General features: G+C 64.5%; 14 protein-coding genes. 6 read left to right on the top strand and 8 right to left on the bottom strand.

What is annotated here, in order from left to right; genetic code table 11:
- Positions 1–60 precede the first annotated feature (60 nt).
- The 3 genes from CH296_RS11700 to CH296_RS11710 form a co-directional block, all read right to left on the bottom strand.
- The gene (locus CH296_RS11700; protein ID WP_256980422.1) at positions 61–555 is read right to left on the bottom strand and encodes a hypothetical protein; all 495 of its coding nucleotides are present in this window, start codon (positions 553–555) and stop codon (positions 61–63) included.
- A gap of 61 nt (positions 556–616) precedes the next feature.
- Positions 617–1,882, bottom strand: a complete 1,266-nt coding sequence (locus CH296_RS11705) for a DUF6745 domain-containing protein (RefSeq protein ID WP_256980423.1) — start codon at positions 1,880–1,882, stop codon at positions 617–619.
- Between the two features lie 128 nt (positions 1,883–2,010).
- Positions 2,011–2,994, bottom strand: coding sequence for a sugar-binding transcriptional regulator (locus CH296_RS11710; protein ID WP_094631965.1), 984 nt, complete (start codon positions 2,992–2,994; stop codon positions 2,011–2,013).
- Positions 2,995–3,115: 121 nt separating this feature from the next.
- Between CH296_RS11710 and CH296_RS11715 the strand changes: the two genes are divergently transcribed.
- Genes CH296_RS11715 through CH296_RS11725 form a run of 3 tightly spaced genes read left to right on the top strand, consistent with a single transcriptional unit; the run spans position 3,116 to position 7,187 of the window.
- Positions 3,116–3,970: an MIP/aquaporin family protein gene (locus CH296_RS11715; RefSeq protein ID WP_094684807.1), complete on the top strand. Its 855-nt coding sequence runs from the start codon at positions 3,116–3,118 to the stop codon at positions 3,968–3,970.
- The gene (gene glpK, locus CH296_RS11720; RefSeq protein ID WP_094684808.1) at positions 3,967–5,484 is read left to right on the top strand and encodes a glycerol kinase GlpK; all 1,518 of its coding nucleotides are present in this window, start codon (positions 3,967–3,969) and stop codon (positions 5,482–5,484) included. Before CH296_RS11715 ends, glpK begins: the two co-directional genes overlap by 4 nt.
- Positions 5,481–7,187 (top strand): glycerol-3-phosphate dehydrogenase/oxidase, encoded by a 1,707-nt coding sequence (locus tag CH296_RS11725; RefSeq protein ID WP_032395443.1) that lies wholly within the window; start codon positions 5,481–5,483, stop codon positions 7,185–7,187. The genes glpK and CH296_RS11725 overlap by 4 nt, the downstream gene beginning before the upstream one ends.
- A gap of 5 nt (positions 7,188–7,192) precedes the next feature.
- Here CH296_RS11725 and CH296_RS11730 read toward each other — a convergent pair whose 3' ends face one another.
- A complete protein-coding gene (locus CH296_RS11730; protein ID WP_094684809.1) occupies positions 7,193–7,753 on the bottom strand; it encodes a TetR family transcriptional regulator in 561 nt (186 codons plus the stop codon).
- Positions 7,754–7,875: 122 nt separating this feature from the next.
- Here CH296_RS11730 and CH296_RS11735 point away from each other — a divergent pair, with 122 nt between their 5' ends.
- A complete protein-coding gene (locus tag CH296_RS11735; RefSeq protein WP_094684810.1) occupies positions 7,876–9,309 on the top strand; it encodes an FAD-dependent oxidoreductase in 1,434 nt (477 codons plus the stop codon).
- On the opposite strand, the gene glgX is transcribed toward CH296_RS11735, so the two are convergent.
- Positions 9,290–11,332 (bottom strand): glycogen debranching protein GlgX, encoded by a 2,043-nt coding sequence (gene glgX / locus CH296_RS11740; protein ID WP_094684811.1) that lies wholly within the window; start codon positions 11,330–11,332, stop codon positions 9,290–9,292. The genes CH296_RS11735 and glgX overlap by 20 nt on opposite strands.
- Positions 11,333–11,454: 122 nt before the next feature.
- Here glgX and CH296_RS11745 point away from each other — a divergent pair, with 122 nt between their 5' ends.
- Positions 11,455–13,836, top strand: a complete 2,382-nt coding sequence (locus CH296_RS11745) for a response regulator (RefSeq protein ID WP_094684812.1) — start codon at positions 11,455–11,457, stop codon at positions 13,834–13,836.
- Here CH296_RS11745 and CH296_RS11750 read toward each other — a convergent pair.
- Both CH296_RS11750 and CH296_RS11755 read right to left on the bottom strand, forming a co-directional pair.
- Positions 13,830–14,216: a DUF5313 family protein gene (locus tag CH296_RS11750; RefSeq protein WP_094646528.1), complete on the bottom strand. Its 387-nt coding sequence runs from the start codon at positions 14,214–14,216 to the stop codon at positions 13,830–13,832. The two genes, CH296_RS11745 and CH296_RS11750, sit on opposite strands and share 7 nt — an antisense overlap.
- Positions 14,213–14,665, bottom strand: coding sequence for a MarR family winged helix-turn-helix transcriptional regulator (locus CH296_RS11755; RefSeq protein ID WP_045198157.1), 453 nt, complete (start codon positions 14,663–14,665; stop codon positions 14,213–14,215). The genes CH296_RS11750 and CH296_RS11755 overlap by 4 nt, the downstream gene beginning before the upstream one ends.
- A gap of 261 nt (positions 14,666–14,926) precedes the next feature.
- On the opposite strand from CH296_RS11755, the gene CH296_RS11760 reads away from it, so the two are divergent.
- The gene (locus CH296_RS11760) at positions 14,927–15,904 is read left to right on the top strand and encodes an alpha/beta hydrolase family protein (RefSeq protein ID WP_094646596.1); all 978 of its coding nucleotides are present in this window, start codon (positions 14,927–14,929) and stop codon (positions 15,902–15,904) included.
- A 6-nt stretch (positions 15,905–15,910) separates the two neighbouring features.
- On the opposite strand, the gene CH296_RS11765 is transcribed toward CH296_RS11760, so the two are convergent.
- Positions 15,911–16,861, bottom strand: a complete 951-nt coding sequence (locus tag CH296_RS11765) for a helix-turn-helix domain-containing protein (RefSeq protein WP_094646529.1) — start codon at positions 16,859–16,861, stop codon at positions 15,911–15,913.
- Between the last annotated feature and the right edge of the window lie 4 nt (positions 16,862–16,865).

Consider the following 16,865-nt stretch of genomic DNA (forward strand, 5'->3'; position numbering starts at 1 on the left):
GCGAACCTTAGTGGTACACAACGTCACACTTACTACCGAAGATCGGTTTGTGAGATGGACCTAGCACTTCGGCAGAAATGTGATGGGCACCACTATCCTCAGTCGGCAACCAAGTGGGTCGAATGGGAACCAGCCGCCCTGTCCGCGTTCTCGCTGCCGGCCGATGACGTATGTCCCCGGCGCGATTCCGGTGGCTCCGTGTTCGGGATGAATGAGGTATGCCGTCTGCGAGTTGGTCAGGATGCCCAGGGCCAGACCTCGGACGTCGTGCACGGGACTGGCCCACGAGCAGACGCCACCGTCGGCCACCAGGCTGTGGGGGTTACCGCCTGCGGCGCTGCGCAGTAGTTCGATTCCCGTCAACGGCACCTTCTCGCGTCGCGTCTGGCCGGTGGGGACGACTATGCCGTCGAGCAGTACGTACGGAACGACGATCAGATCGCCTTGAGCTTGCAGGCCGTCGATGACGGGCACGGAGATCTCCTTGTCGAGATAGTCGAATACGTCGAGGCCGGTGAGGTCGGTCAGTGCGGACAGTGTGATGTTCGAGTTCATGTGAGTCACCTTGGGTGTTGTCGGGGTGTGTGTAGCCGGCATGTGGTGTCGCGGTGAGGTGTCAGGTTCTGCGGAGTAGCCGGCCGTAGTCGGCTCCGGCCAGGCCGTAGGTCCAGCCCGCGGCGTCGACCGCGGACGAGAACGCGCCGGGGACGCGAAGTCCGTAGCGTCGGCGCTCGCCGTCGCGTTCACGAGAGCCGTTGACGGCGAGAAGGATTCGACCCTCGCTGCCCCAGCCCGCCGGGGTGGCGAACAGTTGCAGGGTGCAACCGGGATTGCCCGGATCGGCGTCGGTGTCGACCAGTCGCAAACCGGCTCGGTCGAGATAGTTGTCCCAACCGATTCGTTCGATGGCGCTCCGTCGGATCTCGACGTTGCGTTCGACGGTGATGCGCTCGACCGTCGGATCGTGGATCACCCACTTGGGAACCACGGTCCCGTTCAGGACATGGACACCGCTGCCGTCACCGAACTCGACTGCTGGAGAAGACGAATTGTGCAGGCGCACTTCACCGTGCACCGGATTGGGAACCGGCTCGGTGTGCACTGCTGTGGGGCGTTCGGACATCACTGCGACGTCGTCGAACGCCCACCACCATCCCGTCGATTCGACGAGGGCCGATTGAATGTCGAGAAGCTCGTTGTCCTCGCGCTCGAACGCGGCGAGGTGAAAGGTGCGATAGATGTCGTAGTAGGCGACGCGATGCGCTTCCTGCTGGCCGTACCAGGTGATACTGCCGAACGACTGCGGAGCGAGGCTTCTCGTCGCCGAAGCGACACCGTCGAACAGACTGGTGCGCAACGAATCCCACACTGTCCGGCGAATGATGGGATCGGGACTGATGCCGGCTCGGGCCGCGTCCTCCGGTGAACGTGTTGCAACGGTCATCCGCGCTTCTCGATCGCTCGGCATGTTCGGATTCTGGTGGAAGTACCACCGCGGCCATTCGATTCTTCGCTTGTCGATTCGCTCGTCCATTCGTCGACGCGAATTCGACAGCAACGATGCGATGCGTGCAGGTGACTTCTCGTCTTTTGCTGCGGTCGTGGGGATTTCGCTCACCAATTGCTCTGCCGTGACGAAGGACGCGGCGGCAGCGGGGGACGGTACCCACACGAACTCGGGCGCGTCGAAACCGGCTCTTCGATACAACTGTGCCACGGCTGATTCCGCCGTGGTTCTATCGGAGGGGCCGGCCTTCAGGCCGTAGCGGAGCCATCGATCGCGCTTCGCGCAGACCGCACTGATGCTCTCGGCGTAGTCATCGGGATTGTCACTGAATGTGCCGCGACGGGGAAATGTCGACGGCATCGGCACGGCGCTCACGTGAGGGAGGCGGTGTCCGCCTTTCCGGTTGTCATGAAGAAAAGAGTGACACGAGAATCGGATGAGCGCAAGAGGGCACCCATGTGCACGAAACTTCGACCCCTGCTACGAAGTTCCGCTCACGTAGGTCAGCCGCGTGAGCGAAGGATCAACTGGGCCGCGCTGATGTCGTCGATGACGAGGTCGGTGATCAATCCGCCGCGCAGCGCTGCGGTGAGGGCATCGAGTTTGGACGCTCCGGCGACGATGCAGACTCGGCGCGGAACCACCTTGAGCCGATCCAGGCTCGGTCCACTCGATCTGTCGTTCAAAGCAATTCGGTCGTGGCTGCCATCGGAGCGCAGGAACACGGTGGCGATGTCGCCCACGACACCGTCCCGTTGGAGCTCGGCTCGATCCTCGCGCTCGAGGTAGCCGGAGCTGTAGACGTGACTCGGAACGGCACCGCTCATGACGCCGATGCTGAACACGGCGAGGTTCATCCGATCCTGTAGTTCGAGTACTCGCTTGATGCTGCGTTCGCGCCACAGGTGTCGGCGGGTTTCGGGGTAGTCGAAGAAGGCGGGCACCGGAAATCCCTGCGCGACAGCACCGTAGGCGTCGGCAAAGGTTCGGACGATGTCGGTGGCGTAGGAGACTCCGGTGGTTCGGGTGTTCGCTGCGCCGTTGAGCTGCACGACGGTGGAGTTGTGGGTTCGTTTGGGTGCGAGCTTGCGGCTGACGGCGCTGACGGTGGTTCCCCAGGCGACGCCCATCACCATGTCGGATTCGAAGAACGATGTCAGCAATCGGCCCGCGAAGGTGGCGACGCGATCGAGGCGCTGCAATTCGTCGACGGTTTCCGACACGGGGACGACATGTGCACGAATGTCGTACAGATCGGCGAATGCACGCTCGATTCGCGGTGCTTGACCGAGCGGGGTGGAGATCTTGATTTCCACCAGTCCCGATGCCCGCGCGAACGTGATGAGTCGTGAGACCGTCGAGCGAGATACGCCCAGCTCACGGCCGATCGCCGCCATCGTCATGTCCTGGAAGTAGTACAGGCGCGCTGCCTGGGTGGCATGGCCGGTCCGCAGATCCGATTCGGGCGCAATGCGTGGGTCCGTCACCGTCGCAGTGTACGACCGATTTGCACATATGTGCATCAGCTGTGCAACGCAGTGCAGGCCGTCTACCGTGGCAAACAGCACGCAATGTGGCGTGCATCACCAACTTTGCGGAGGCTACACAATGGCTCGTAAGGAACCGGAATGGGGACTGCCGGCGCACATGGCTGCCGAGTTCGCCGGAACCATGATTCTCATTCTGTTCGGCGCCGGCGTCGTCGCGCAGGTGGTCTCGGGCGGTGAATCGGGAAGTCTCGGAGACCACGACTCGATCGCCTGGGCATGGGGCCTGGGGGTGATGTTCGGCATCTACGTCGCCGGTCGAATCACCGGCGCGCACCTCAACCCCGCGGTCACGATCACGTTCGCACTCTTCCGCGGATTCAGCTGGAAGATGGTTGCGCCCTACATCCTCGCGCAGACCGCAGGTGCCTTCGTGGCCGCGCTGCTGGTGCGCTGGAACTACAACGACATGATCAATGCAGTCGACCCCGGGCACACCACCGCCACCCAGACGATCTTCTCGACGCTTCCCGGCAACGGAACGTTGCCCGTCAGCGTCTCCTCGGCACTGATCGACCAGATCATCGGCACCGCGATCCTGCTGTTCCTCATTGTGGCAGTGACCGATTCGCTCGGCACCGCGCCGATGGCCAACATGGCTCCACTGATCGTCGGCCTCATCGTGGTCGCCATCGGCTTCGCATGGGCCACCAACGCCGGATACGCGATCAATCCGGCCCGAGATTTCGGACCTCGCCTGGCGTCGTACATCACCGGATACGGTGGAGCCTGGCGAGATCAATACGGCGGCCTGTACTTCTGGGTCCCGATCGTCGGACCTCTCGTAGGCGGACCGATAGGAGTGTTGTTGTACGACCTGCTCATCGGTAGGAACCTGCGCAAAGACGAAGGTTCGACGCCCGAGCCGCCATCACGACTCCCAGCAGACACCCAGACCACAGGAGAGAAGCCATGACCGAGTTCGCAGGAAAGTACGTCGCCGCGATCGATCAGGGAACCACGTCCTCACGCTGCATGATCTTCGATCACGCCGGTACCGTCGTCGCGGTCGATCAGAAGGAACACAAGCAGATCTTCCCGCAGGCCGGCTGGGTCGAGCACGACGCGTCGGAGATCTGGGACAACGTGCGCGCCGTCGCGGCCGGTGCCATGGCCGCTGCCGATCTGACGCGCGAGGACATCGCCGCAGTCGGCATCACCAACCAGCGTGAGACGGCGCTGGTGTGGGAGCGCGCGACGGGCAAGCCGATCTACAACGCCATCGTCTGGCAGGACACCCGAACCGATCGGATCGCCACCGCACTGGGTGGGGGCGACGCCAACAAGTACACCGCGAAGACCGGGCTGCCCCTGGCGACCTACTTCTCCGGACCCAAGGTCAAGTGGATCCTCGACAACGTCGACGGAGCACGCGCCAAAGCCGAAGCGGGAGAACTGTGTTTCGGCAACATGGACACGTGGGTGCTGTGGAACATGACCGGCGGAACCGACGGTGGGCTGCACTACACCGATCCGACCAACGCCTCGCGTACCCTGCTCATGGATCTCGACACGTTGCAGTGGGACGAGCAGATCTGTGCGGACATGGACATCCCGATGTCGATGTTGCCCGAGATTCGCTCGAGCTCCGAGGTGTACGGCACCGGCCGTGAGCGCGGTCCGTTCCGCGGGGTACCGATTTCCGGCATCCTGGGCGACCAGCAGGCAGCCACCTTCGGGCAGGCCTGCCTGTCTCCCGGCGAGGCCAAGAACACCTACGGCACAGGCAATTTCGTGCTCCTCAACACCGGCACCGAAAAGGTCATGAGCAAGAACGGCCTGCTGACCACGGTCTGCTACAAGATCGGCGACCAGCCGACGGTGTACGCGCTCGAGGGTTCCATCGCCGTGACGGGTTCGCTGGTGCAGTGGCTGCGCGACAACCTGGGCATGATCTCCTCGGCCGCCGACATCGAGACGGACGCACGGTCGGTGGACGACAACGGCGGTGCCTACTTCGTCCCCGCGTTCTCCGGTCTCTTCGCCCCGCACTGGCGGTCGGACGCCCGCGGTGCCATCGTGGGACTGACACGATTCGTCAACAAGGGACACCTGGCCCGCGCCGTCCTCGAGGCCACCGCGTATCAGACGCGTGAGGTGATCGAGGCCATGAACGCAGACTCCGGCGTCGATCTGGAGGTACTCAAGGTCGACGGCGGCATGGTGGTCAACGAGCTGCTGATGCAGTTCCAGTCCGACATTCTGAACGTCGACGTGGTTCGGCCCGTCGTGGCCGAAACCACCGCTCTCGGAGCGGCATACGCGGCCGGCCTCGCCGTCGGGTACTGGGAGAGCGAGGACGACATCCGTCAGAACTGGGCCGAGGACAAGACATGGACGCCGTCCATGGACGAGGACCAGCGGGCGAAGCTCTACGCCGGCTGGAAGAAGGCAGTAACACGTACTCTCGATTGGGTTGATGAAGAATGAGTTCCACCACAACGGCTTTGAGCCCGCAGTCGCGCGCCGACGCGCTGGCGAGGATGGAAGCCGAAGAGCTCGACATCCTGGTGATCGGCGGCGGCGTCGTCGGCGCGGGCACCGCACTCGACGCCGTCACACGCGGCCTGAAGGTTGGTCTGCTCGAAGCGCGTGACTACGCGGCCGGCACGTCCAGCCGCTCGAGCAAGCTCTTCCACGGCGGTCTGCGCTACCTCGAGCAGTTCAACTTCGCGTTGGTGTTCGAGGCGCTCAAGGAGCGTTCGCTGGTACTGAACAAGCTCTGCCCGCATCTCGCTCGTCCGGTGCCGTTCATCTATCCGCTGGAGAAGGTGATCGACCGCCCGTACGTCGGGCTCGGCATCGGCGTGTACGACGTCATGGGTGCCGGACGCGGCGTGCCGAGTCATCACAAGCACCTCGGCAAGAAGAAGACACTCGAGTCCTTCCCGTCCGGCAAGCGCTCGGCCATCCGCGGTGCGGTGAAGTTCTACGAGGGTCAGGTCGACGATGCGCGGCACACGATGATGCTCGCCCGTACGGCGGCCGCCTACGGTGCGTTGTGCGCCAACAGCACTCGCGTCACGGGCTTCCTGAGGGAGGACGACAAGGTCGTCGGCGTCGTGGCGAGCGACCTCGAAACGGGCCGCTCCTTCGAGGTACGGGCCAAGCAGGTCATCAATGCTGCCGGTGTCTGGACCGACGAGGTGCAGCAGATGGTCGGTGGGCGTGGACAATTCCAGGTTCGCGCGTCCAAGGGTGTGCACCTGGTGGTGCCGCGCAATCGCATCAACAGTGCCACGGGCATCATCACGCGAACCGAGAAGAGTCTGCTGTTCGTCATCCCGTGGGGAAGTCATTGGATCATCGGTACGACCGATACCGACTGGAAGCTCGATCTGGCTCACCCGGCCGCGAGCCAGAGCGACATCGACTACATCCTGGGCCACGTGAACAAGCTGCTCGCCGATCCGTTGGACCGCACCGACGTCGTCGGTGTGTACGCGGGACTGCGACCGTTGCTGTTCGGTGAATCCGATTCCACCAGCACGCTCTCGCGTGAGCACGCGGTGTCCAGTCCGGTGCGCGGATTGACGGTGATCGCGGGTGGCAAGTACACCACCTATCGTGTGATGGCCAAGGACGCAGTCGATTCCGCAGTGCACGGGCTCGAGCGGACGGTACCGAAGTGCGTCACCGAGGACATTCCGCTCGTCGGTGCCGATGGCTACCTCGGGGCGTTCAACTCCCGTGCCCTGACGGCCGAGCGCACCGGTATGCGTGTCTCACGCGTCGAGCATCTGCTGGGTCGGTACGGCACTCTGATGGGTGAGTTGTTGGACTTGATCGACGGCAATCCCGAGCTCGGCGAGCCTCTCGAGAGTGCGCCGGAGTACCTGAAGGCCGAGGCCGTGTATGCCGCGAGTCACGAAGGCGCGCGGCACCTCGAAGATATTCTGACGCGTCGTACCCGCATCTCCATCGAGGTTCCCGATCGTGGTGAAGCGGCGGCCGACGAGGTGGCCCGGTTGGTGGCACCCATCCTGGGATGGGACGACCAGCACGTTGCCGAAGAGATCGAGCACTATCGGCTTCGGGTTCTGGCAGAACGGGATTCGCAGCAACAGCCCGATGACGACACTGCCGACGCAGCCCGACTCGGCGCACCGGACGTGCGTGCCGGGGTGAGCTGACCTACTCAGTCGAGTGGTTCGGTGAGGTAGCGCCGCAGCGTCGGTCCTACCCACCGAACCAACTGCTCGTGGGTCATCTCGGCCAAAGGAGGTACTGCGAGGATGTAGCGTGCGAACACCAGACCGAGGACCTGGGTTCCCACTAGGGCAGCCCGCTCCGCATACCGATCTGGCGAGACTGCGGCCAGCGCCGGCGCGACCTGGGTGGCGAACACCTGGTGCATGGTCGTTGCCGCCGCGGCATTGGTAGCCGCAGCGCGCATCAGGGCGAGGAACGTTCCGTCTTCCTCCCAGACCTGGAAGAACCTGGGCATCAACACTTCTGCAATGCGCTCCGGTGGGACGTGGGTCAGATCCGGAATGTCGAGTTCGAACGTGGCGGCCTCGGCGAACAACGCTTCCTTGGTTCGGTAGTACCTGACGACCATCGCCGCGTCGACGCCCGCGGTGGCGGCGACGGATCGCATGGTGGTGCGGTCGTAGCCGTCGGCCGCGAATTGGGCGCGGGCTGCGTCGAGAATGCGAGCCCGGGTGGCGGTCGCGGATCGAGCTTGTCGTTCGGTCATCTCCGTAGCCTAAGTCAACGACCGTTGACCACGGTGCTCGGCGGGTCTATCGTCGGAAGTCAACAGTCGTTGACCAAGAATTCGCTGACCCAGGAATTCGCTGACCACAGTGGGAGTGCGTCATGAACCATTCGGACGTGATCGTCGTCGGTGCAGGTCCGGCGGGCTGCATGCTGGCGGGGGAACTCGCGCGTGCCGGCCGCTCGGTGACGGTGCTCGAGAAACACGATGCACCATCACCGCTGTCGCGAGCTTTCGGAGTACATGCCCGCACGCTGGAGATCCTCGACAGTCGTGGTCTGGCCGAGGACCTGCTCTCCACCGGAGCGCACGCGCCGGGACTGAAACTCTGGAACGGACTGTCCCTCGACCTCGGCGCACTACCGTCGCAGTTTCCGTATCTGCTGGTCACGCCACAGACCAACGTGGACTCTCGACTCGAGGAGTACGCGCGGGCGTCCGGTGCGCGGATTCTGCGCGGGGTCGAGGTCACCGGTCTCGACCAGAGTGCCGACGGAGTAGTGGTGCGCGGGACGGTGGCCGACGGCAGCGTGCAGGAGTGGACGGCGTCGTATGCGGCCGGAACCGACGGAGTGCACAGTATCGTCCGCACGTCGATCGGACTCGACTTCCCCGGCAGGGAATTGCTGCGGTCGATCATGCTCGCGGATGTACGGTTGGTCGATCCGCCCAACGGTCTGATCAACATCGGCGCAGGCAAGGACTGCTTTGCGTTCGTCGCGCCGTTCGGCGACGGGTGGTTTCGAGTGATCGCCTGTGACCGTACCGACACCGCAGATGTAGCTGCGTCCGTCGACGAGACGCGGCTTCGTGACGTGGTGCGCCGCGCGATCGGAACCGACTACGGCTGGACCGACGTGCGATGGAGTTCGCGCTTCTCCTGCGACGAGAGGCAAGTCCGGCGCTACCGAGTGGGCCGGGTATTCCTGGCCGGCGATGCGGCGCACGTACATTCGCCTGCCGGGGGACAGGGCATGAACACCGGAATCCAGGACGCGATGAACCTCGGCTGGAAGCTGGCAGCCGTCCTCGGCGGTGCCGACGAGAAGATCCTCGACACCTATCACGACGAGCGGCATCCAGTGGGAAAGCTGGTGTTGCGCAGTAGCGGCGTGACGATTCGCATGTTGTTGCTGCGCTCGGTGGTTTCGCGGACGTTGCGCAACATCGTCTCCGCACGGGTGCTTCGCAGACGACGTGCGGTCGGCAGGATCGCCGGGATGTTTTCCGGTATTTCGATCTCGTACCCTCGCCGACGTGGAGAGCACCCGCTGGTCGGCCGGCGCGCCGTGCAGATACCCCTCACCGACGGCACCGTCACCACGGCACTGCGCGACTCCGCATTTCTGATGATCGGCGAGAACGATTGCGGCCGAACGGACATCCCCCGTCGAGCCGACCGCGGTCCGGCAGTCCTCGTCCGGCCCGATGGATACATCGCATGGGCCGGACGATCGGACTCGAATCGATGGCAGGCTGTTCGAGACCGGTGGACGCCAGAGTGTTCCGCCTCGATCAGCCCTGCAGCAACGTGAACGAGTGCTCTCGGATCAGGATGGACGGGCCGCCGGCCTCGTAGGCCTGATCCGGGTCGCTCGAGATCGTCTGAGTCCAGGTGCCCTTCGGCAGAGTGAATTCCACGGCTCCGGGTGAGGCGTTGACCATCCACGCGAACGAGGCATCACTTTCCCCGGCGCGCATGAGGACCAGAATGCTGTGGGCGTTGCCGTCGGACCAATCCTCGTCGGACAGCTTCTCGCCGTCGGCGCGATAGAAGTCGACGGTGTCCGGGCCGGCTCCCTCCTCGTCGGAATCGCTGTCGTGCCGAAACCAGGTGGGGCGCAGTGCCGGGTGCTCGGTGCGAAGCGCGATGAGGTGCGTGGTGAAGTCGATGAGGTCCTGATCGGCTGTGCTCCAGTCGAACCAGGAGACCTCGTTGTCCTGGCAGTAGGCATTGTTGTTGCCGTTCTGCGTCCGGCCGAGCTCGTCGCCGCCGAGGATCATCGGCACACCGGCCGAGAGCAGCAGCGTCGCAAGGTGATTGCGTTGCTGGCGAGCTCGCAATGCGTTGACACCCTCGTCGTCGGTCGGGCCCTCGGCACCGCAACCCCACGAGCGGTTGTCGGATTCGCCGTCCTGGCTGTCCTCGCCGTTCTCCTCGTTGTGTTTGTCGTCGTAGGAGTTCAGGTCGGCCAACGTGAAGCCGTCGTGTGCGGTGATGAAGTTGACGCTGGCCAACGTGGGTCGACGGGTGCTCTCGTAGACGTCCGGGCTTCCGGTGACACGTTGCGCCAGTGCAGGCAGAGCGCCGCTCTCGCCGCGCCAGAAATCGCGAACGTCGTCGCGGAACTTGCCGTTCCACTCCGACCAGCGCGCCGGGAAGCCGCCCACCTGGTAGCCCTGGGTGTCCCACGGTTCGGCGATGAGCTTGACCGGCGCGAGCGTCGGATCCTGATGCACGAGGCTGAGGAACGCGCTGTGCACGTCGAGGTCCGAGTCCTGACGAGTCAGGGTGCTGGCCAGGTCGAAGCGGAAGCCGTCGACGTGCATCTCGGTCACCCAGTAGCGCAGTGAGTCGAGGATGAGTGCCAGGGCGGCGGGGTGACCGACGTTGAGGCTGTTGCCGGTACCGGTGGTGTCGAAGTACGCGCTCCGGTCGTCGTCGACGAGTCGGTAGTGCGAGCCGTTGTCGATTCCCTTGAGCGAGAGGGTCGGTCCGAGATGGTTGCCCTCGGCGGTGTGGTTGTAGACGACGTCGAGAATGACCTCGATGCCGTTGTCGTGCATGGCTTTGACCAAGGCCTTGAACTCGTCCACCTGGCCGCCGGTGTCGCCGGTGCTGCTGTACTCGTTGTGCGGGGCGAAGAAGCCGATGGAGTTGTAGCCCCAGTAATTGCGACGGCCCTCCTCCAGCAGATGCGAATCCTGAACGAACTGGTGGATCGGCAGCAGTTCCACTGCCGTGACGCCGATTCGTTTCAGATGTGCGATGGCTGCGGGGTGTGCCAGTCCGGCGTAGGTGCCGCGAATGTCCTCGGGCACATCGGGATTGGTGGCGGTGAATCCCTTGACGTGCACCTCGTAGACGACCGTCTTGTCCAACGGTGTGCGCGGTGACTCGTCTCCCGACCAATCGAAGTTCGATTGCACAGCAACGGAATACGGCATGTACGGTGCCGAATCCTCGTCGTTGCGGGTCTCCGGCTCGTCGTGCAGATGCGAGAAGACCGACTCGTTCCAGTCGACCTGACCGGTGATGGCGGTGGCGTACGGGTCGAGGAGCAACTTCGCCGAGTTGTGCCGTAACCCCGACGCGGGGTCCCACGGACCGTCGACGCGCAGACCGTACCGCGCTCCCGGGGTGACGTCGGGAACCAGATCGTGAAAGACGTGGCCGGTGCGCTGCGTCAAAAGCGTTGTACTGCGCTCTGTTCCGTCGTCGTTCAATACGACCACGGAGACCGAGTCCGCTGTTTCGGAGTAGACGGCAAGGTTGGCACCGTCGTTCGACAGACGTGAGACGCCCAAGGGGTACGGGAGACTGAATGAGGAGGGCATGGTCGCGGCAGTACCCCCGTAAGGCTCGAGCGAAACGCCTGCATACCGAGCGTTCGGCTACTATCGACGGCGAGATTGCGGCCGCCGAGCACCAGCGGGCGCAAGTTACGAAGGACGATGCGATGAACTCCCCACGACCCGATGCCGGTTCGGCCCGCCTGGACGAGCTGTTTCCGGGTGACAACGCGACCGACGCCAGGTTTCGGGAACTGGACTGGGCGGCGACCGAGTTGGGGCCGTTGGATCAGTGGCCGCAAGAGTTGATCACCGCGATTCGCACCGTCATGCCGTCGACGATTCCGATGCTGATCTGGTGGGGTCCTCACCTGGTGCAGATCTTCAACCACACGTACACCGACTTCCTCGGCGACAAGTTTCCTGCGGCCGCAGCGCAGCCGGCCAAGGTCTGCTGGGCGGAAATCTGGGACGAGATCGGAGAGTTGGCCCGACAGGTCGTCGACGGCGGCACGGCAGTGCACGGTGCTCGCCAACGGTTCATGATGAACCGGTACGGATTCCTCGAAGAGACGTACTTCACTTTCTCCTACAGCCCGATCCACGGTCCCGGGCGCGCGGTCCTCGGCGTGTTCGTCGCCACGTCGGAGGTCACCCAGCAGGTGCTCGGTGACCGTCGTATGCAGGCGTTGCTGAGCCTGGGGACGCTGACAGGCATCGACACCGACGGTGCCGAGGACATCTGCCGGGCGGCCGTGGGCGCGCTCGCGGCCGAAGCATCGGAGTTTCCGCTCGTCTCCGGTTACCTCCGCGAAGGCATGAATGCGGACGGCCGCGTCGAGTGTGTCGTGACCGGCGGCGACGTCGGCTACGAGCGCTCGACGTGGGAGTGCGCCGATCTCGCCCGGGTCGCCGACGGCGCAGTGGCCGTGGCGACGGTCGGCGTGGACGGCAACGTTCCTCGGGCCGTCGTCGTGCCGTTGACGATGGCAGGCCGTGTGCAGCCGGTCGGTGCGCTGCTGATCGGGGTGAGCAGCCACCGAGTGATCGACGATGCCTTCACCTCGTTCTGTGGCGTCGTGGCCGAACGCGTATCGACTGCGCTGACCGCCTCCCAGGCCTTCGAGATGGAGCGGCAACGCGTCGTGGCGCTGGCCGAGGCCGATGCGGCGAAGACGCGACTGCTCGAAACCGTTGGGCACGAATTCCGAACACCGCTGACCCTTCTCGCCGGTCCGCTGGACTCGGTACGCGAGAGTGCTTCCTCGCAGTTGGGCGAACCCGATCGGCAATCCCTCGACGTGGTCCACCGCGCATCGGTACGACTACGCCGACTCGTCGACGATCTGATGGATGTCGTCAGCGCCGACGCGGGCCGACTCGAGGCCCGTCTCGAACCCACCGATCTCACGGCGGTGACGCGTGACTGCGCGACGCTGTTCGCGACGGTGGCGTCGGACCGCGGTCTCGACCTGGAAGTCGATACGTCCGAGGACGTCGTCGTGCTCAGCGACGGCGAGATGTGGTCGAAGATCGTGTTCAACCTCGTCGCGAACGCCATCAAGTACACCCCCACGGGCCGGGTGTCGGTGCGTCTGAGGGCCGAGACCGACACCGTTCGGCTCGTGATCGCCGATACCGGGCTCGGAATCCCCGAAGACGATCTGTCGCGCATCTTCGATCGATTCCACCGGGTCGAGCACGCGGGAGCGCGCAGTATCGAAGGGTTCGGCATCGGGCTCGCGCTGGTATCGGACCTGCTCACAGCCCTGAACGGGCATGTGGATGTCGACAGCGAGGTGGGCATCGGGAGCACGTTCACCGTGGTCGTGCCCCGGGTGCCGGTCGAGGCTGCGGTGCCCGTCGACCGTCCGGCAACACCGACCGATTCGGTGTCGGCGATCTTCGTGGCCCACGAATCGACGCAGGCGACGCCCGATCGAGCGGACATTCTGCTCGTCGAGGACAACGTCGACATGCGCAACTACCTGCTGAGGCTGCTGACCGAGGAAGGGTGGTCGGTCGCCACCGCAGGCGATATCGAGACCGCACTCGATCTGGCACGGTCGACGCCGCCGGGCATCGTGCTCACCGACGTCATGCTCCCCGGGCGCAGCGGACTGGACCTGGTCGACGAGATCCGCCGCGACACCGGCCTGCAGCGTGTGCCCGTGATACTGCTGACCGCGCGAGCGGGAACGGACTTCGTGCTCGACGGCCTGGGCCGCGGGGCCGACGACTACATCGTCAAACCGTTCCACGATCGAGAACTCGTCGCCCGTGTGCGGGTACACCACGAACTCTCCCGTATGCGCGAACAGATCCTCGCCGAAAGTGACAACCAGGCCTCGACGCTGCGCACTGCCCTCGACACCCGCGGAACGATCGGCCGGGCAGTGGGAATTCTGATGTCGGTCTACCGCATCGACGAAGATGCCGCGTTCACCCAGCTGACCGAACTGTCGCAGAACTCCAACCGAAAGACCCGCGACCTGGCAACCATGATCGTCGACGACTTCACCGCCGGGCTCGACCGAGAGCGTCAGTGATTGCGGCGGTACTTCTCGCGTTCCCGTTCCATTTCGGCCGTCTTCTTCTCGCTCTTCAGACCGGCCGGGAGCCCGTGGATTTCCAGGCGTCGGGCACGGTTCTGATCCATGTACGCCGCCGTGTAGAACAGCGCGAGCAGCAGGCTGAGCAACACCATCGAGGCGCGTAGCCAGATCGCTCCTGGGAACAGGACGAAAAATCCGATGAAGATCGGCAGGAACGGAATCATCGAGCGCAGGATGTGACGCGGCGTCGCTCCCGGACCGACGAGGTCGCGTCGGACCCAGCCCTGGAACTCGTCGGGGAGTTTGCGGCCGAGGACGGCGTAGCCCAGCCATTGGCCGAGGGGCGGACGGGTGCGGGTCGGGCGAGCGTTCACGACAGTGCTCCTGCTGCGATGGCCGCGTCGTTGACGCGGGTGAGGACGCGTCGCAGTTCGTCGAGCTCGGCGAGCGACGCGCCGAGCTTCGCCACGACGGCGGGTGGAATTTTCTCGGCCTTCTTGCGGAGTGCGGCCCCGGCCGGGGTGAGCGCGACGAGCAGAACGCGCTCGTCCTCGACGCTTCGATTGCGGGTGAGCAACCCCATCGACTCCAGACGCTTGAGAAGCGGCGACAGGGTGGGGGAGTCGAGCTGCAGTGCCGATCCGATGGCTTTGACCGACATCGGCGACTCGCCCCACAGTGCCAGCATCACCAGATATTGCGGATGCGTCAGCCCCATCGGCTCGAGCAGGGGCCGATACACCGACAGCACGGCACGGTTGGCGACGGCGAGTGCAAAGCAGACCTGTCGATCGAGTGCGAGTGGATCTTCGGCGGTGGCCACGGTCCCAGGCTACCAGAATTGAGTAGTGCACTAACCATTAGTGGGCGATGCGATATCGAAAGTCGGTACTCGATGCCCGAAAGATGTTGCAAAGAAGGGCAAATGCTCGCGCGGCGAGGTGTTGTCAGAGTCCCGGTCGGTCCGAATCGGGCGGATCGACGTTCGGCATTCCATCCGGTCGGTCGCTGTGCAATGCTCCATGCAATTCGCCATTTCGTTGTGACAAATCCTGCCCTGCTGACACCTCCCGAGAGGATCGCCATGCGTCGTCGACGCATCTTCACCACGTTCGTCGTCGCCGCAGCTCTGTCGGTGTCCTCGGTAGGCGTCGCGACGGCCGATCCCGTCGCGCCGGTCGCGCGGATCGTCGACACGTCCATCGCGTCGCAGACCCTGCGCACGCTGAGCGTGGAATCGCCAGCGATGGGGGCCGTCGTCGAGGTGCAGGTGCTCACCCCGGCAGCACAGTCCGGCTCGCGGCCGACGCTGTACATGCTCAGCGGCATCGGAGAAGAGGACCCCCACAACAGCATGTGGCTCCGCAAGGGCGGCGCGGCCGAATTCTTCGCCGACAAGAACGTCAACGTCGTCCTACCGCTGGCAGGCCCCGGCAGCTTCTACACCGACTGGCAACGGGACGATCCGAAACTCGGCCGATACCAATGGGAGACGTTCCTGACCGAGGAACTCCCCCCGTTGATCGACGCAGCCGTGGATGGCAACGGACGCAACGCGATCGCAGGGCTGTCCATGGGTGCGCAGTCCGCCATGATGCTGGCCGCACGTCACCCCGATCTCTACTCCGGGGTTGCGTCGTACAGTGGTTGTTTCGCCTCCTCGGAGCCGATGGGGCAGGCGAGCATTCGCGCGATCGTCGGAGCGTTCGGCGGTAATGCCGACAACATGTGGGGCGGACCTCTCGATCCTGCCTGGGTGCAACACGATTCGGTGGTCAACGCCGAAAGTCTGCGCGGCACCGACGTGTACGTGTCGGTGGGAACGGGAGCGCCGGGACCGCACGAGAGCTTCGACAGCGCAGCGGCACTGGATGTGGTGGTGGTCGGCGGCCTCATCGAAGTGGGCGCGAACTACTGCACCCATCGACTGGCGGACCGACTCGGCCAGCTGAACATCCCGGCGACATTCGACTTCACCGAGACCGGAACTCATTCGTGGCCGTACTGGGTGGAGCAGCTGCCCAAGAGTTGGCCGACACTGGCCGGGTCGCTCGAGATCTGAGCCGACTCAGCTGCGGCTGATGTCGCGAAAGTCCTTGGGGGTGCAGCCGAAGCGCGCACGAAACGCGCGGCTGAAATGCGCGGGGTCGGTGAATCCCCACGATGCCGCCAACGCGCCGATGGTGGTGCGGGCATTCTGCGGCTCGCACAGTGCCCGTTTGACGCCGTCGAGTCGCTGCATCCAGATCCATTCACTGGCGGTGCACGGCTCACCGGCGAATGCTCGATGCACCGTACTGAGCGACAAGTGCAGCGAGGCAGCCACTTCCGTGACGGTCAGGTCCGGATCACGCAGTCGCGCGGTCATCGCGCGCTTGATCTCGCCGAGTCTCTCCGACGCCGCATACGGGGCGGGCTTCTCGACCCCGGTGAGTCCGACCAGGCCCGCGACCAGAATGTACTCGACGCTCTGCGACACGGCCTCGGCCGACGCGGTACTCATGTCGGCGTCGTCCATGATCGACGAGATCATGCTGACGAGCAGTTTTCCCGCTCCGTGCCGTCCGGACACAGCGCGCGCGGTCAGAGAATTCGTATCCCGGACGAGCGTCCTCAGCGTTGCTCCGGGGAGCATCAGAACGTATTGGGCGAACGGGTCGTCGAAGCGAAGACTGTAGGGCCGGGTGGTGTCGTAGAGCGCGAAGTCTCCCGGTTGCAGGACCGCAGTTCGGTCGTCCTGGACGACGAACCCGGTTCCCGACGTCTGGACACTGACCAGGAAGTAGTCGTCACTGGTTCGGGAGATACCTGCAGGCGTTCGCAGCACGCTCTGAGCTGTCGCCGACACTCGCGACAACCCGAGAGTCGCAAGTCCGGTGGACTCGATATGCCCGGTGATGGCCGACGCGTTCTCGGGAATCGTGCACTCGAGATCGACGTACGTCCGGCTCACCGCCGCGGTCCAGAAGTCGACGCTGTCGGCCCGGTCCACCGAATCGGTGCGCAGCGGATCGCCCATGTCA

Source organism: Rhodococcus sp. 14-2496-1d, assembly GCF_002259365.1.
Classification (GTDB): domain Bacteria; phylum Actinomycetota; class Actinomycetes; order Mycobacteriales; family Mycobacteriaceae; genus Rhodococcoides.

Bases quoted from the DNA above. Each gene is read 5' to 3' on its own strand.
- CH296_RS11700 (WP_256980422.1), bottom strand. From the start codon at position 555: ATGAACTCGAACATCACACTGTCCGCACTGACCGACCTCACCGGCCTC.
- CH296_RS11715 (WP_094684807.1), top strand. From the start codon at position 3,116: ATGGCTCGTAAGGAACCGGAATGGGGACTGCCGGCGCACATGGCTGCC.
- glpK (WP_094684808.1), top strand. From the start codon at position 3,967: ATGACCGAGTTCGCAGGAAAGTACGTCGCCGCGATCGATCAGGGAACC.
- CH296_RS11725 (WP_032395443.1), top strand. From the start codon at position 5,481: ATGAGTTCCACCACAACGGCTTTGAGCCCGCAGTCGCGCGCCGACGCG.
- CH296_RS11730 (WP_094684809.1), bottom strand. From the start codon at position 7,753: ATGACCGAACGACAAGCTCGATCCGCGACCGCCACCCGGGCTCGCATT.
- CH296_RS11735 (WP_094684810.1), top strand. From the start codon at position 7,876: ATGAACCATTCGGACGTGATCGTCGTCGGTGCAGGTCCGGCGGGCTGC.
- glgX (WP_094684811.1), bottom strand. From the start codon at position 11,332: ATGCCCTCCTCATTCAGTCTCCCGTACCCCTTGGGCGTCTCACGTCTG.
- CH296_RS11745 (WP_094684812.1), top strand. From the start codon at position 11,455: ATGAACTCCCCACGACCCGATGCCGGTTCGGCCCGCCTGGACGAGCTG.
- CH296_RS11760 (WP_094646596.1), top strand. From the start codon at position 14,927: ATGCGTCGTCGACGCATCTTCACCACGTTCGTCGTCGCCGCAGCTCTG.
- CH296_RS11765 (WP_094646529.1), bottom strand. From the start codon at position 16,861: ATGGGCGATCCGCTGCGCACCGATTCGGTGGACCGGGCCGACAGCGTC.